The 16,609-nt window shown below is 53.9% G+C and carries 11 protein-coding genes and 1 pseudogene; 7 read left to right on the forward strand and 5 right to left on the reverse strand.

Annotated elements, in window-relative coordinates; translation table 11 throughout:
* Positions 1 to 8 precede the first annotated feature (8 nt).
* The 4 genes from nirB to ABVR31_RS22215 all read left to right on the forward strand — a co-directional run bounded on the left by nirB (position 9) and on the right by ABVR31_RS22215 (position 9,000).
* Positions 9 to 4,082 (forward strand): nitrite reductase large subunit NirB, encoded by a 4,074-nt coding sequence (nirB, locus tag ABVR31_RS22200; protein WP_372774640.1) that lies wholly within the window; start codon positions 9 to 11, stop codon positions 4,080 to 4,082.
* Positions 4,079 to 6,700, forward strand: a complete 2,622-nt coding sequence (locus ABVR31_RS22205; protein ID WP_372774642.1) for a molybdopterin-dependent oxidoreductase — start codon at positions 4,079 to 4,081, stop codon at positions 6,698 to 6,700. Before nirB ends, ABVR31_RS22205 begins: the two co-directional genes overlap by 4 nt.
* Complete coding sequence (gene cobA, locus ABVR31_RS22210) at positions 6,697 to 7,527, forward strand: uroporphyrinogen-III C-methyltransferase (protein WP_104187748.1); 831 nt, start codon at positions 6,697 to 6,699, stop codon at positions 7,525 to 7,527. Before ABVR31_RS22205 ends, cobA begins: the two co-directional genes overlap by 4 nt.
* Before the next feature lie 1,140 nt (positions 7,528 to 8,667).
* Positions 8,668 to 9,000 carry a transposase gene (locus ABVR31_RS22215; protein ID WP_233210712.1) on the forward strand — a complete coding sequence of 111 codons (333 nt, stop codon included), beginning with the start codon at positions 8,668 to 8,670 and terminating at the stop codon, positions 8,998 to 9,000.
* 154 nt (positions 9,001 to 9,154) lie between these two features.
* Here ABVR31_RS22215 and ABVR31_RS22220 read toward each other — a convergent pair whose 3' ends face one another.
* Entirely contained in the window at positions 9,155 to 9,445 is a 291-nt protein-coding gene (locus ABVR31_RS22220; protein ID WP_088517520.1) for a DUF1330 domain-containing protein, read from the reverse strand.
* Positions 9,446 to 9,515: 70 nt separating this feature from the next.
* On the opposite strand from ABVR31_RS22220, the gene ABVR31_RS22225 reads away from it, so the two are divergent.
* Positions 9,516 to 10,019 (forward strand): MarR family winged helix-turn-helix transcriptional regulator, encoded by a 504-nt coding sequence (locus tag ABVR31_RS22225; protein ID WP_372774645.1) that lies wholly within the window; start codon positions 9,516 to 9,518, stop codon positions 10,017 to 10,019.
* Positions 10,020 to 10,678: 659 nt separating this feature from the next.
* A complete protein-coding gene (locus ABVR31_RS22230) occupies positions 10,679 to 12,640 on the forward strand; it encodes an SIR2 family protein (protein ID WP_278707200.1) in 1,962 nt (653 codons plus the stop codon).
* 136 nt (positions 12,641 to 12,776) lie between these two features.
* On the opposite strand, the gene ABVR31_RS22235 is transcribed toward ABVR31_RS22230, so the two are convergent.
* The gene (locus ABVR31_RS22235; RefSeq protein WP_127834811.1) at positions 12,777 to 13,244 is read right to left on the reverse strand and encodes a GNAT family N-acetyltransferase; all 468 of its coding nucleotides are present in this window, start codon (positions 13,242 to 13,244) and stop codon (positions 12,777 to 12,779) included.
* 229 nt (positions 13,245 to 13,473) lie between these two features.
* Positions 13,474 to 14,481: an NAD(P)-dependent alcohol dehydrogenase gene (locus tag ABVR31_RS22240; protein ID WP_278707203.1), complete on the reverse strand. Its 1,008-nt coding sequence runs from the start codon at positions 14,479 to 14,481 to the stop codon at positions 13,474 to 13,476.
* 94 nt (positions 14,482 to 14,575) lie between these two features.
* Here ABVR31_RS22240 and ABVR31_RS22245 point away from each other — a divergent pair, with 94 nt between their 5' ends.
* Entirely contained in the window at positions 14,576 to 15,478 is a 903-nt protein-coding gene (locus ABVR31_RS22245) for a LysR family transcriptional regulator (protein WP_058775118.1), read from the forward strand.
* Here the strand turns inward: ABVR31_RS22245 and ABVR31_RS22250 are convergent.
* Both ABVR31_RS22250 and ABVR31_RS22255 read right to left on the reverse strand, forming a co-directional pair.
* A pseudogene (locus ABVR31_RS22250) lies at positions 15,452 to 15,682 on the reverse strand (DNA polymerase III subunit theta); the annotation flags it as partial. The gene ABVR31_RS22245 and the pseudogene ABVR31_RS22250 sit on opposite strands and share 27 nt — an antisense overlap.
* A 46-nt stretch (positions 15,683 to 15,728) precedes the next feature.
* Complete coding sequence (locus tag ABVR31_RS22255) at positions 15,729 to 16,523, reverse strand: helix-turn-helix transcriptional regulator (RefSeq protein WP_372774648.1); 795 nt, start codon at positions 16,521 to 16,523, stop codon at positions 15,729 to 15,731.
* Positions 16,524 to 16,609: the final 86 nt, after the last annotated feature.

Genomic DNA, 16,609 nt, shown 5'->3' on the forward strand with positions numbered 1-16,609 from the left:
ACGACACCATGAGACAACGGCTGCTGGTTGCGGGTAACGGGATGGCGGGCATGCACATGGTAGAAACTCTGTTGCAGCTGGCGCCGATGCGTTACGACATCACTGTGATTGGCCGTGAGCCGCACGGCAACTATAACCGTGTGCTGTTGTCGCCGCTGCTGGCCGGAGAAACCACCGTTGAGCAAACGCTGATCCACGACCCTGACTGGTATCACCGTCACGGCATAACATTGCGGGTGGGAGAGACGGTGGAACAGGTGAATATTGCTGAGCGGACCTTACGCACCGACCAGCGCCTGCTGCACTGGGACCGCCTGGTACTGGCAACCGGATCGCAGCCCTGCAGGCCGTCTGTTCCAGGCAGCGACCTGCCGCATGTCAGCACGTTTCGCACGCTGCAGGATGTGAACACTTTGCTGGCCGGGCACGGTCCGGTAGTGGTGGTCGGTGGGGGCTATCTGGGTATTGAAGCCGCCGCCGGACTTCAGGCGCAGGGACGTCAGGTCACGCTGATTCATCGTCAGTCACGTTTGCTGGACAGACAGCTGGATATCAGGGCAGGGGAATTACTGCTGGCTCAGCTCCGGGCGCGCGGCATTCGCTGTGAACTGAATGCCAGCCTTGCGGCGATCCGCACGGATAGCGTGATCCTCCACGATGGCCGTGTGCTGGCGGCGCAGCAGGTGGTGATGGCCATTGGTGTCCAGCCGGCGATCGCCCTGGCGCAGGCCGCCGGTATTCCCTGTCAGCGCGGCATTCTGGTGGATCGCCAGTTGCGCACTGCGCACGCCGGAATTTATGCCGTAGGCGAATGTTGTGAAATCAGCGGCGAGACCTTCGGTCTGGTCGCGCCCTGTCTGGCCCAGGCAAAGATTCTGGCGGCGCAACTGGCCGATCGGCCTCAGGGAGATTTCTACAGTGCGGCCACGGGCACCCGTCTCAAAGTCAGCGGCATTTCCCTGTTTAGCGCTGGTGACGTTCGCGAAGCCCCGTCTGTCACCAGTTTTGACCCGATCGCCGGGCACTATCGCCGCCTGTTCCTCAAAGACGGCCGACTGAACGGCGTGCTGCTGTATGGCGACTGCCAGCAAAGTGGCGCGCTGCTGAACCAACTCCATAATGCCGGACCGGTTTCTGTGAATACGCTGTTCGGCCTTGATGAACCTGAAACGCAGCCGCTGGCTGCAGGAAACCCTGTGATGAGCCAAACGAAACCTGTATTAGCCGTGGTGGGTCACGGCATGGTCAGCCACCATTTTCTGGAGCAGCTGGTCGCCCGTAACCTGCATCAGCATTATCACATTGTGGTCTACGGCGAAGAGCGCTATCAGGCTTACGATCGGGTTCACCTTTCTGAGTATTTCACCGGTAAAACGGCAACAGAGTTGTCGCTGGTGAGCGAGGATTTTTTTGCCCGGAACGCAATTGAACTGCGCAGCGGTTGCCGGGTAGAGGCGATCGATCGCCAGCAGCGCAGCCTGCGTGACAGCGCGGGACGTGAGCTGGCCTGGGATAAGCTGGTGTTGGCCACCGGCTCCCGCGCCTTTGTACCACCGGTACCCGGCCATGACGCCGGGCGCTGCTTTGTCTACCGCACGCTGGACGATCTGGATGCCATCGCAGCTTGTGCCCGCCAGAGTCAGCGCGGCGTGGTGATCGGCGGCGGGCTGCTGGGGCTGGAAGCCGCCAATGCGCTGAAGCAGCTGGGGCTGGAGACGCACGTGGTTGAGTTTGCGCCGCGCCTGATGGCCGTGCAACTGGATGACGGCGGGGCGCTGATGCTGCGGCAAAAGATCGACTCGCTGGGCGTGACGGTGCATACCTCGAAGCAGACCGAACAGATTGCCACCCAGCCTGACGGCAGTCTGGTGCTGCACTTTGCCGATGGCGGCGAGCTGGCCACCGATCTGGTGCTGTTCTCTGCCGGTATCCGCCCGCGTGATGAGCTGGCCCGGAGCGCCGACATCAGCGTGGGGCCGCGCGGCGGCATTACCATCAATGATCAATGCCAGACGAGTGACAGCGACATTTATGCTATCGGCGAATGCGCGTTGTGGAACGGGCAGATTTTTGGCCTGGTAGCGCCTGGCTACCAGATGGCGCGTGTGCTGGCCGGGCATCTGGCGGCCGAACCGGCGCAGTTCACCGGTGCCGACATGAGCACTAAACTGAAGCTGCTGGGCGTAGAAGTCGCCTCCTTTGGCGATGCGCACGGCAAAACGCCGGGCAGCCTGAGCTACCACTGGGCCAACGGGCCAAAAGGCATTTACAAGAAGATCGTGGTTAGCGCCGACAATGCACGACTGCTGGGCGGCGTGCTGGTGGGAGACAGCAGCGACTATGCCACGCTCCTGCAAATGATGTTAAACGCCATGCCGCTGCCGACGGCAGCGGAAGCGCTGATTTTGCCTGCGTTGAATGGCGCGCCGGCCAAAGGGTTGGGCGTCGCTGCGCTGCCGGACAGTGCCCAGGTGTGTTCCTGCCACAACGTCAGTAAAGGCGATATCTGCCATGCGGTGCAAAGTGGCTGTGGCGATATGGCCAGTATAAAAAGCTGCACTAAAGCCGCAACAGGCTGTGGCGGCTGCGCCGCGCTGGTAAAACAGGTGATGGAGCTTCAGCTGGAAAACCTGGGCGTCGCTGTTAAAAAAGACATCTGTGAGCACTTCGCCTATTCCCGTCAGGAGCTGTATCACCTGATCCGTATTAATGGCATCAAAACCTTTGACGATCTGCTGGCCAGCCACGGACGGGGTTGTGGTTGCGAGGTATGCAAACCGCTGGTGGGGTCGCTACTGGCCTCGTGCTGGAACGATTACCTGCTGAAACCGGCACATTTACCGTTACAGGACACGAATGACCGTTACTTTGCCAATATCCAGAAAGATGGCACCTATTCGGTCGTACCGCGCGTGCCGGGGGGCGAGATCACGCCACAGGGCCTGATTGCCATCGGCGAAGTGGCCGTGCGTTACGATCTCTATACCAAAATTACCGGCGGCCAGCGTATCGATCTGTTTGGTGCGCGGCTGGACCAGCTGCCTGCTATCTGGGAAACCCTGCTGGAAGCCGGTTTTGAAACCGGTCATGCCTACGGAAAATCCCTGCGTACGGTGAAATCCTGCGTCGGCTCGACCTGGTGCCGTTATGGCGTGCAGGATTCTACCGCCTTCGCCATCGCGCTGGAGAACCGGTATAAGGGTCTGCGCGCACCGCATAAGATCAAGATGGCGGTGTCCGGCTGCACCCGCGAATGTGCGGAAGCACAAAGTAAAGATATCGGGGTCATCGCCACGGAAAACGGCTGGAACCTGTACGTCTGCGGCAATGGCGGCATGAAGCCGCGCCATGCGGAACTGTTTGCCAGCGATCTGGACGATGACACGCTAATCCAGTACGTCGACCGGATTCTGATGTTCTACGTGCGCACGGCGGATCGCCTGCAGCGTACCAGCGTCTGGATGGATAACATGGAGGGCGGGCTGGACTACCTGCGTGAGGTGGTGATTCATGACAGCCTGGGGATCGCCGCCACGCTGGAACAGGAAATGCAACAGGTGGTGGACACCTGGCAATGCGAATGGCAGACCACGCTGGCCGATCCCTCGCGACGTGCGCTGTTTACCGCCACAGTGAACAGCGATCAGCCGGATGAAACGCTGCACTATGCACGCGTGCGCGGACAGCGCCAGCCACACAAGGCCAGTGGTATTCCCCTGATGCATCTGCCCGCCGAACGCTGGAGCGAAATCTGCCCACTGGAGGACATTCCGCCAGAGGCCGGCATCGGAGCCCGTCTTGGCAGCGTCCGTATTGCCTTATTCCGCATGGGTGATGACTGTTATGCGCTGGAGGATCGTGAGCCGGGCAGCGAAGCCAGCGTACTGTCACGCGGTATCCTTGGTGATGTTGCGGGGGAGCCGGTGGTGATCTCGCCGCTTTACAAACAGCGTGTACGCCTGCGTGACGGACAGAGCCTTGATAATCCCCAGCATCAGCTGCGTTGCTGGCCGGTTAAACTGGAGGACGGCCAGGTCTGGGTCGCAAACCGTCCGCTTAACCTGATGGCGCAGGCATCATGAAAACTACCTGCGCTTATTGCGGGGTGGGCTGCGGCGTCGAGGTCACGCAGCCGCAGAGCGCGTCGCCTCAGGTCAGTGGCGATACCCGTCATCCGGCCAATGCCGGGCGGCTATGCGTAAAGGGCGCGGCACTGGGCGAAACCCTGACACAGGCCGGACGGTTGCTGCATCCTCAACTTCATCACCAGCGGGTCAGCATGGAGACGGCACTGGATGCCGCGGCTGATGGTTTGCGCAGGATTATCGATGCGCATGGCCCGGAGGCAGTGGCTTTCTACGGTTCCGGCCAGTTGCTCACGGAAGATTACTATGTGGCGAACAAACTGATGAAAGGCTTTCTCGGCGTCGCCAACATCGATACCAATTCACGCCTGTGTATGGCCTCCGCGGTGACAGGCTATAAACGGGCATTTGGGGCGGATGCCGTACCGTGCTGTTACGAGGATCTGGATGAGGCCGAGGTAGTCATTCTTGTCGGCTCGAACGCCGCCTGGGCCCATCCGGTGCTGTTTCAGCGCCTGAAACAGGCAAAAGTGCAGCGCCCTGAGATGCAGGTTGTGGTTATCGATCCGCGCCGCACGGCCAGTTGTGAATTCGCCGATCTGCATTTACCGCTCCGGCCGGGCAGCGATCCGGCCCTGTTCTCGGGCCTGCTGCACTGGCTGGAACAGCATGACGGCATTGACGTCACGATGCTGCCGCATCTGGACGGTGTAGACACAACCTTACGGGCCGCGCGGCAGTGGGATGGTGCGGCGGTGGCAGCCCATTGTGATATCAGCCATGAAGTGATCGCCGCGTTCTACGGGTTGTTTACCCGGCATGAGCGCGTACTGACCTTATGGTGCATGGGCATTAACCAGTCACAAAGCGGCAGTGACAACAACAATGCTATTCTCAATGCGCACCTGCTGAGCGGCAAGATTGGCCGACCCGGCTGCGGCCCGTTTTCGCTGACCGGACAGCCGAATGCGATGGGCGGGCGGGAAGTAGGGGGGCTGGCCAACCAACTGGCGGCGCATATGAGTTTCACCGCAGAAGATTGCGACCGTTTACAGCGTTTCTGGCGCAGTCCGCGTATGGCGCGTGAGCCCGGCCTGACGGCGGTTGATCTGTTTGACGCCATTGACCGTGGAGCAATCAAAGCTGTGTGGATTATGGGCACCAATCCGGCGGTTTCGATGCCAGAAGGCAATCGCATTGCCCGGGCGCTGGCTGCCTGTCCGCTGGTAATTGTGTCAGACGTGCTGGCGCAAACGGATACCACCGCCTTTGCGCATATTTTGCTACCCGCGCAGGGCTGGGGGGAAAAGAACGGCACCGTGACCAATTCTGAACGCCGGATTTCCCGTCAGCGCGCGTTTATGCCTCCGGCCGGAGAAGCTAAACCGGACTGGTGGTTACTCGCGCAGGTCGCCCAGCGTCTGGGCTTTCATGAAGGCTTTACCTGGACGCATCCGGCAGCCATCTTCCGCGAGCATGCGGCGTTGTCGGGGTTTGAGAACAACGGCCAGCGCGCCTTTGATATCAGCGGTCTGGCCGGTATGAGCGACGCACAGTGGGATGCGATGAAGCCGGTACAGTGGCCAATCAACGCTCGTTATCCCGAGGGCTGCGCCCGGCTGTTTAGCGACCGGCACTTTTACCATCCTGATGGTAAAGCCCGCCTGTTGCCACCGGCCACGCCGCAGCCAGTGGTGTGCGAAACGGCTTACCCGTTATTAATGAACAGCGGACGGATCCGCGATCAGTGGCACACCATGACGCGTACCGGCCTGGTTCCCCGGCTCATGCAGCATTGTGATGAGCCATTTGCAGCCCTGCATCCGCAGGACGCACAACGCTATGGCCTGTGCGCGGGCGCACTGGCACGGGTGCAGTCCGACGCGGGCTGGGTGACGGTGCGTGTGACGCTGGACAGCGGTCTGCGGCGCGGTGAGATCTTTGTCCCTATGCACTGGAACCGACAGTTCAGCCTGCAGGGCACGGTTGGCGGACTGGTGGCTTCAACCCGCTGTCCAGTCTCGGCACAGCCTGCATTTAAACAAACCGCTGTGCGTATCCACCCGCTCAACGCCAGCTGGCAGGGCTGGCTCTGGCAGCGCGACGCAAGCCCGCCTGATGCGCTGCGCTACTGGGCGCGAACACCCTATGAGGGCGTGCAACGCTTTAGCGTGGCTGGAGACGGTTCACCAGAACAGTGGCTCATGGCAACGATCCCGCTGGCCGGGCTGCAACTGCAAACCGCTCATGCGGCGGAACCGTATTACCGCCTGCTGGCCTGGCGTAACGGTGAGCTGCACCTGGTCTTTTATGCAGGCGCGTCTTTACCCGAGATCAATCATGAGTGGGTTGCGCAGGCTTTTCGCCAGGCACCGGTGAATGCGGCGGATCGGCATGCTCTGCTAGCGGGACAATCGGCACAACGTGCCATGGCTGGCCGGACGATCTGTAGCTGCTTTGGCGTCGGGGAAAACACCATCTTACAGGCGATTAAACAGGGCTGTCACAGCACTCAGGCACTGGGTAACGCACTCAACTGTGGTACCAACTGTGGCTCGTGCCTGCCGGAGCTAAAACACCTGTTGCTTTCCGTTGCTGTACCGGAGGAAGAATGATGATTGCGATCAATCCTTTAGATAAACTGCTGGCGCCGGACAACGCGTCCAGCCCTGGCAAAGTCTGGCTGGTAGGGGCCGGACCGGGGGATGTGGAACTACTGACAGTCAAGGCGCTGCGCCTGCTGCAACGTGCGGATGTCGTGGTCTATGATCGCCTGGTCAGCGAAGCGGTGATGGCGGAAGTCGCCAGCAGCGCACTCTGTATCGACGTAGGTAAACAGCCGGGCCATCACGGCCTGAAGCAGGCACAGATTAATCAACTGCTGGTGGACCTGGCTGCCAGCGGGCGCAATGTCGTACGTTTAAAAGGCGGCGATCCCTTTATCTTTGGCCGTGGCGGTGAAGAGATGGTCAGTCTGCAACAGGCGAATATTGTCTGCGAAGTGGTGCCCGGCATTACCGCCGCCGTGGGCTGTGCGGCTGCCAGCGGCATTCCACTGACGCACCGTGACTGTGCCCAGTCATTGCGCTTTATCACCGGACACGGGCGCAGCGGCGAGCCGCAGCTGGATGCGGCGGCGCTGACCGCAACCAATCAGACGCTGGTGTTTTACATGGGGTTAAGCTGGAGCAGCGTGATTAGCGCCCGGTTACGGGAATATGGCCGCAGTGAGGCAACGCCGGTGGCGATCATTGAGAACGGTACGCGTCAGAACCAGCGGGTGCTGATCACCACGCTGGCCGGGTTGCCTGAAACTGTTGAGCAGCAAAAACCGGTGTCGCCGTCGTTACTGATTGTGGGCGATGTGGTGCGCTATTACCGGGCTGATCGAGTCGCAGCGCATGGGGAGGAGTTGGCGTTAAGTGATAGTGCAGTGCAGTGATGCTTAACGTGCCGAAGGAAGGGACACGGTTTTTACGGCTGGGGGATGAGACGGTCGCAAAAGCATTATCGGCGAATATGTTAGTGAGAGCCCCTATCTTAAGCGCCTTTCACATGAAACTGATGCCTGACAGTTACCTCACTCAGACATTTTTCTTAAGATTTTACCCTGAATAAACGCTATCGCTGCATTACACAATCGGCAATCTGTCGGACACTGAGATACGTTTGCATGGTATCCAGAACGCTTCATCACAACCTGACATTGACCACTGCCAGTCGCGCCATACTTTTTTCTTCTCAGTCCAGGTAAACTTTATTCTGGCTGGTATAGGCTGGCCGAAATCTGTCCGAATAGAGGCCGAAAAAATTCTAACTGTCTGATTATAAAGAGATGCTTTGATTAGTATTGCTACCATTCATAAGCTGGTGGTTAGCGCATATCTCTTTGAATTTACTAAATTAAATGTGCGTTTTTTAACAAATATGATACGTATATAGCATATCCACAACGGCATGATTTGCAAGCTCAGATTTTCACCTGTTCGTAAATTTGCGGAATTTGTCCGTAATTGCCTATGCCTCATACCAGTAAGTATTCATCGCCACGGAGGTCGGGATACTTCTGTCACATTGAGAGGTTCTTATGACCCAGTAACCACTGTGCAAATTCCTCACCATTATGCGCTTCATATAACCTTACCGATAAACTGCTGATCTCATGGAAAGTGGGGGGGGGGGCCGCTTCATCCAGACCGCAGCGGGTTCGCGCGCGCGTTAATGCCTGCGTCAGATTTTCCGGGCGTACCGGACCGGGTCTCCGTGAGCACGACTCCGTATATACCAGGCGAACTGGCGTGACACTCTATGTGAGAGGAGTGAAATCATGTTTCCAGTCGGTATCGCTGGGATGTGCTGCTGGCTGACGCTATGCGGGGGGAAAACCGGCTCGAAAAATATCAGTCTACTGACACGCCTGCAGACGTCATCGGTTCATGCATCAGGATGGCGCAGCTGCTCCATGAAGAAGTGAGAAAGATTGAATGGCAGGTTAAAGCGGACATTCAGGCCAGCCCAGACCTGAAACGGGATTGTGCGCTGCTGACGTCGATTAAATCTGTCGGGCCCCACTGGGATGCACATGCTGGTTGTGCTGCGCAGCCATAACGTTGAATCAGCAGATCAGGCTGCGGCTTTTCCAGGCATAGTGCCTCTTGAAAAACGTTCGGGGACGGCCACGCATATCTTAAATCGGCCGCCTCAGCTCAGAGCAAAGCTCTACATGTCTGCCCTATGCGGAAAAATTAACAATAAACGGATGCGTAATATCTACAAGGAAATGTGTCTCAGGGGCAAACCTGAAATGGTAGCCATCGGTGCACTGATGCGAAAACGGGTTCACCGGTGTTATGGCGTACTGAAAACGGCAACAATTTTTTGTGATCTGGAATCAAGAGTTGCACTTAACGACTGATTTATATGAATCTTATTTTTATACCCTATCCAGGGATGCAGGTTTTGTCTTCATCATAAACAGGCTCTGCGCAGGATATTTTTGGTTTCCTGGCAAAGCCTTAGGAGGCACAGCATGTACTCAAAAGAATCTGTCTGTATTCCGGGAAAGGATCTCAGTCGGTTTCGACAATGAACATCCGTGCTTCCTGAGCTTCCCGGCGTTCGGCCTTGATGGGGGCGTATTTTTCAGAGTTGTAGAAGGCTAACGCCTGGTTAAGGGTTGGAAACTCAAATACGCCAGCTAATGGCAGTGGCACCTCATCGCCTTCAAGAACCTCCGAGACGGTGCCAAAATGCAGGATTCGCCCGCCAGCTTCTTTCAGAGCTGCCTGAAACCGGGGAGCCAGTTTAGACTGCCTGTCAGGGTCGATAACACGCAGATTGATATGCACGTATGCAGGCATGATGCTTCTCCAGTTGTTAAATAATGCATATACAGTATTATTCATTAATCGGGATTTCAAGAGGTACCTCATGAGCGGTTTTGATCCAAAGTATTTCAGGGATGTAGCAGCAGAATGTCCGGGATTTCAGGCTCGTGCCACGGCGCGCGCAGTCACGCGCTACTACAATGTCTGTTTCAAATCGCTCGGTCTGACCGCCGAGCAATTTAGCCTGTTGGTCGGAATTGGAGCTTTCGAGGGCGCCACAATAGTTGATCTTGCGGTCAGCGCGGGTGTTGATGCCACAACCCTGAGCCGAAATGTTCAGAACATGGAATTGAGAGGTTTAGTCCGTTCCGAAGGTGGACGCGGCCGCGCAGGAAAGCGGCTAAATCTGACGGATTCCGGATACCAGCTCATGGCAGAAGCCTTGCCTGTATGGAAATCAGCTAAAGATAAGTTGTCCATGAAGATGGGTGATGACCGACTCCGGTCAGCAACACGGGCAATGGAGGAGTTAGCCAGGGCAATAAATATCGACCAGAGCCCTGAAGCAGATCGCAACTCCCACAATAAAAATACGGTAGCTGAATGACAATTCCCCCGTATCAGCACTCCTGATTGAGCATCTTGAAAAAATAGTTTCCTCAATATGAACGATTTTTTACCATATTTTTTAAGGCATGCAGAGCGTTCCGGTGTGAAGGTGAACGGCGCCGTACGGCCGGCGTAGCCGGTTACAGCCGTATAAATCGTGCCATACCCTACCTTTCCCTGTTTATGCCCAGAAAGTGCGGGCATGCTCATATCAATGTCAGCACTGCGCTAAGCAGTTATTCTCAAAAAAACAGGTGCGGAGTATGGGGCTTATAAACACGGGACGAGTGAAGAGTTACATGCTTTCACATACTGACCATGGGGATGTTGGTACTTTGTAAAAATGCATGCTGAATGTTTGTTTTGTGCCAGAAGCTGACATTATGGACATTAAAAACGCACTAGGCCTGAAATTCATTAGCATATAGTTCCTTTGAGAGATACTGACATCGGTATCTGGGTGGTGAGCTTATTTCTCCTATGGTGACAATAAACTGCAAAGCTGAACTGAGCTGAACGTCAGCGGCTGTACGTCTTGAAAATTAGTTATCGATTTAAACTCGACCGCAGGTTACGCATTTGTGCTTTTTTGACGGTTTGAATTACCAGAAAAATTAAGGCATTAATAGCACATTTAAGCAGCCTAAAGGTAAAACTATGGAAATGGATGACTGGTGGTTTGGTTGGAAGGGGTTCACGCCCGAGTGGCCCTGCCCGGGCAAGGTTGTATTAATGGTTGGCGCGGGAATTTCGATTGAGTCACCTACGCAGTTACCCGGAGGATATGATCTAACTGAAGCTCTGCTCGACCATTTATTAGACAACAAAGCGGCTTCCGAAATAAAAACGGTATTTAGCCAATGCAATCAATGGATGGGGCGAAGCCTGCCACGCTTAGAACATGTGCTCGATAAAGCGTTTGAACCTTCAACCATTGAAGGCGCTGAACGTAGTGGTTCCGCGCGGGAACTGCTGCGTATTTTTTCCCACCGTCCTCCGAATGCAAATCATCACCTGATTGCCGATTACCTGATTAAGCACCGTAGCTGGTGTATTACCACCAATTTTGATGATTGTATTGAACAGGCGGGTTGTCATCAAATCCCTGTGCATGTGATCGATCCTGATACCAAAGCTTTTGACATCCTGCATCGAGAATACGGCGAAGACTGGGGTATTATCAAGATACATGGCACCATAGAGCATGGCTGCTCTGGACTTGGTGCAACGCTTGCAGACCTGGAACACGGACTACCGGAGGTAATTAAAACTTTGCTTGAGCAGGTAACCGTTCAGGCAGATTTAATGGTGGTAGCAGGCTACAGCGGTACCGACCATTTTGACGTTAATCACTGGATCCGTGAGCGCTGGAATGGAGATCGTTCGACCCGGTTGGTATGGATTGGCCACAGCTCGGAAGTAAAGCAAGAGTTCTGGCGACCCGACGATCAGGAAAATCGTGAACCGATGGTCTATTGGCAAGGGGCCTTTGGCGGTATGAAGATTCAATACGGGCCAACGGCAGAACTATTGACCTCTTTACTTGGAGTTTCTAGTAGGACTTTGGCCGATACAGGAGAGGGTAATGATTGGTGGCGAATTGCGCTAACTGAATATTACATCCCGACTGAGAAAGAAAAGTACCTTACCGGTACACGCCTGGCCAGCTCTATGGGTCTTGGCCAACTAGCCGAAGAGCAGCTCCGCTATTTGAAACGCCGGCTGGAGAACGACAATTTGTTAGTGCCTTTTGAAGCTGAGATTTACTACTCCCGTGGATTTATTGCAGAGGCGCTACTGATACAGAACTATCTAAAATCCCCGCACGAAAAAGTTAGAAACGTGAATCGTACAGGCCTGATTCGGGCTAAAAATAAACCTGCAACAGCGCTTTTATTTTATCTTGCTCGGTGGTTAAGGGGCCCACTCAAAGTCTCATTTGATGAGCAAATCGATGCGTTTGGCTGTATGCTCGATATCGCTGAACGGAGACAAAAATGGCGACTCTGGCAGAGTAAACCTTTGCGATGTCTCAGCGAAAAGATATGCATCCTTTTCCGTAGGTATTTCATGAGGCTTGAGAATACTAAGCTGCCTCTGTATCTGCATGGAAGATTACAAATGCAGTCCATTCGCTTGGGCACTTTGTTTTATGACGAAGAGGTTTTTCCCTTTGGAGAGGTCTGGAATTTGCTGTATCGCGAGAGCAATCCGCCGAGTTTTTACACTCCGTTCGGCCCGGCAATCCCTGGTTTTTATCTTACTGAACGCAGCACTGCCCGTGAAGAAGATCGCATAGCAGACTTGGCACTGGCCAATATTAATTACGTCAATATCCTGCTTTCCGCTCTGCGGCGTCGCTGGCCTAAGGGCAGCAAAAGTGTGTTTAAAGAAAGGCAGCAGAAGGATGGGTATTTTGATTCGGGAGAGTATGTTGTTACGTATATCGTGCGATTATTAAATGAAAGCTCCCAAATCATCAGTGTACTAAATGCACCGCATTTGCAGATCCATGTAGCCAGAGCATGGATTAGGGCGGATAGCATTTTAGGCGGTATCGAATATTGGAAACAGCAACGGCTTTATCTTGGTACTCCACCCTCGCTAAAGAGCGCTTAGGTATAAGTATGCACTTCGAACTTCCGCTCCTCGCTCATAGCGGACATTGGCCTGAGCGTAAGTCCGCTCAGTGCCAGAAGCGGACATTGCAGATCTGGAGTGTATACGCCAGACTGGAGACAGACAGGAGCGCAGGTCAGCCAGTCTTTTTTGCATGAGTGTAAATATCAGGGCGTGTGATACTCCATGCATAGTTTTCCCGATTAACAGGCTCGTAGCCAAATTTTTCATAGAGCCAGGGCGCTGTGGTTGTAAACAACATGATCCTGCGAAGCCGCTCAAAAACAGGATGATCATGTATGCATTGCATCACCCATCTACCCAATCCTTCTCCCTGATATTCCTCCAGGATATAAACATCACAAAGGTAAGCGAACGTAGCGTAATCTGTTATTAAGCGCGCGAAACCAATCTGGGCGTCATCGTGATAAACACCGAAATTAAGGCTGTTTTCAACGGATGCACGGACAAGAGCCAGATCAATCCCTTTAGCCCAGGTTGACCTCGTGAGATAGAGATGGATAGCCTGCACATCCAGTTTTTTTCTGTCTGTACTTATCAGGTAGTTATCTTTATGCCACTCATATTTCTCTGAAATACTCACGCTCAATCCTGTTTAAGAATTCCCGGAAAACCTGACCTTATCACCTGATGGAAAATCGGACTATCAATACTTCTTAGTAAAAAAATGAATCCTGCACTCTTATACCAGCGTTTCATTTAGCACTTTTGCGCAGCGGGCTCCGTTTCCTGGAAAAGAGTGTCCATCATTACTGGACAGGAGTAATCAGCCGGTATCAGGCCCCATGATGAACTCCCCGGCTGATTCAGCGTTATGCATCCAGACTAATAACCACTTTCCCGATATGTCCGGCAGCCTCAAGGTAGCGATAAGCTTTCCGTGTATCGGCAAAAGTAAAAATACGATCAATTACGGGATAAATCGTGGATGCTTCAATCGCCCTGACCGCCGCGCGCAAATCTGAAGTCGAACCCGTATTGTTACCCACAATATTCAACATCTTTTGCATTACGGGCAGAACAGGCATGCTGACTTCAACACCACCAACAAAACCAATAACGAAAATGGTTCCGTTATGAGCTGCTGCGTTAATCGATTTCGCAAATGTTGAGCCGCCCACTGATTCCAGTACGAGATCAGCGCCATGCCCCTCAGTCAGCTTAAGCACCCGTTGATCCCATTCGGGCACCTCGTGATAGTTAATTCCTTCATCCGCTCCCAGGGCTTTCACTCTGTCCAGTTTTTCCTCAGAAGAGGAAATGATGATTACCCGCGCACCTGCTGCCTTCGCATATTGCAATGCAAACAGACTCACACCTCCCGTGCCAAGCAGTAAAACAGTGCTGCCGGGCTGTATTTTACCGCGCACTATAGCGTTCCATGCGGTCGTTGCGGCAATGGGTAACGTCGCTGCCTGCTGCCAGTTGAGAAAATCGGGGATACGCACCAGTGATTCAGCAGGCACTACAGCGTATTCTGCCAGCCCACCATTGGTTGTAACTCCGCGTAATGTTTGATGATGTTCGGATCGTATTGCTCCAGCATGCCAGTGAGACATCATACCCGGTACCACACGTTCGCCAATTTGCCAGCCTTCAACTCCCTCTCCAGACTCAACAATTTCTCCCGCGCTGTCTGCACCAGGAATAACCGGCTGCGAAACAGCGCCGAATTTACCAGTGGCCAGCGCCAAATCAAGGTAATTCAGACTCACAGCATGCTGACGAATCAGCACTTCGCCATACCCTGGTTGTGGTCGTGAAATATCACATATTTTTAAGCCGTCTATTCCTGCAGCGGATAAGTGGATAGCTTTCATGGTGTCCCCCGGTTCAATTAATACGACCATTTTGAGGCAGAACTGACGCTATAATGAGCCTGAAAAACAAATAACTGTTGCATGAGGTGCAATAATGCATGATGACGATTATCGTCAGCGGGAAGCTTTTCTTGCGGTAGTGCGCGCTGGCAGCTTTAGTGCTGGTGCGCGCGATTTGGGAAGAGATGTCTCTGTCGTTTCCCGGCGTGTAGCTGCATTAGAAAAACGTCTGGGAATTCGCTTGCTGGAACGCACCACCCGCCGCATACGTCCCACAGAAGAGGGCTTACGCTATCGGCAAAAAATTGAATTGGCAGATGAACTGCTACGGGAAGCGGAAGAGGAAGCCCGTGATTTGGCAGCGCGTCCGGCTGGGACGATTCGCCTTACCGTTCCAGCCTCATTCGGACGAAAGTGGGTCGTACAGGCCTTACCATTCTTTTTAAAAGCCTATCCCGACATCCGTATTGTGCTGCACTGCAGCGATCGCTACGTAGATTTACTGGGTGATAATTTTGATATGGCAATCCGTATTGGTGTTCTGAAGGACAGCAGATTAATTGCCCGAAAGCTGGCAAATACAAGTCGCATTTTATGTGTCGCGCCGGATTACCTGGAGCGCCATTCTCCTGTAACACACCCTCAGGACCTTCGTAAGCATGATTGCCTGGGTTTCACGCCCATGCACAGCTGGCCCGAATGGCGACTCGAGAAAGACGGTCAACAGATAGCGGTACCAGTTAAGACGCGTTACGAGAGTGACGAAATGGATGGGCTTATACTGGCCGCTCAATCGGGTATGGGGATATTACTCGCGGCCAACTGGCTGGTACAGAAAGAACTGGCTGAGGGTTCACTGGTGCCAGTGCTGTCGGACTGGCAGGCAACAGGCGAGGATGGTGTCTGGTTAATGAAACCTTCAAGCCAGTTGCAGTCGGCAAAAATCAGTGCATTAACAGACTGGCTGACTTCATGGTTTTCCACACCACGCTGGTAACCTGCGGGACGCAATATGAAACAGCCTGTCACCTTTTCTGAATAGCAGATGGGTTATGTATGTACAGCTTGTGCAGTCCAGCAGTCGACATACCCCGGAATAATGTCGGCGCTCCTGGAGATAATAACGTATTTCTTCACGCTGATGCCGCTCCACTTCGTCATGGATCACCGGCAGGTTAGATCGCTCTTTATATGCTACGGCAGACTCAGCTAAACCCCCTTAATACTGCTCCGGCGGAATCATGATGTCATATAACCTTTCTGCCCGATGCAGATAACAGCGGGACATAAATTGCCAGCTTGAGTGCAGGGGAGTCATTTGACGTAAACGTTGAATAGCTGAATGTCCGCGTTATCCCGTCTTTTCCTGTGAGTTTTTTCTCTCCGGACACCGGTGCCGTTATCACATGCTCGCTCCACCATGTATCAAACTCCGGGCATTCACGGCTTAAGCGTTCTACCAGCGCAGTGAAGGTCTCATTGTCTGCATTTCGTGAATAACTGGAATGAAACAGGCCAAGCATTCTCTGTGCCTCTGCAGGCCAGGTGTCGCCAAAAAGGTATCTGGCTGCCTCTGTAGTGAACATGAAAACCATGATATTTCGCTCATTCGCAGCCAACAGGCTGAAGTCCGTGATGACCTGTTCTGCTGCAGAATTCCACACCAATACATCCCATCTGTCATTGGTGACGTAGGCAGGCTCATTCAGCGCCCTGACCAGATGCGATAAGCTAGCCGGGACTTCCTGTTCGATATCTGCACTTTTTTTCCGGCCTGTCAGTGTTTTCAGGTGCAGAAATTCTGCCTCGTTCAGCTGCAGAGCTTTACATAGGGCGTTAACTATCCGTTCGGAAAGCGTGCTGACCCGTCCCTGTTCGATTTTGGTATACCATTCCGTACTTATTCCCAGCATCGCCGCAACTTCCTCACGCCTTAGCCCGGGCGTTCGCCGTCTTTCTGGCCCGGCAGAGGGGGGACGCTCAGGCTTTACCCTTGCACGTCGTGAACGTAAAAACTGACTGAGCTCAGTATTCTTAACCATTTTTTGAACCTGGTAGTAAATTATACCTGTATAAAACTAGTGTATTTTACGCCGTTTTGGGTGGCTCTATGATGGTTTCAAATTGT

It is taken from the genome of Pantoea sp. WEP (assembly GCF_041678305.1).
GTDB classification, from domain to species: domain Bacteria; phylum Pseudomonadota; class Gammaproteobacteria; order Enterobacterales; family Enterobacteriaceae; genus Pantoea; species Pantoea dispersa.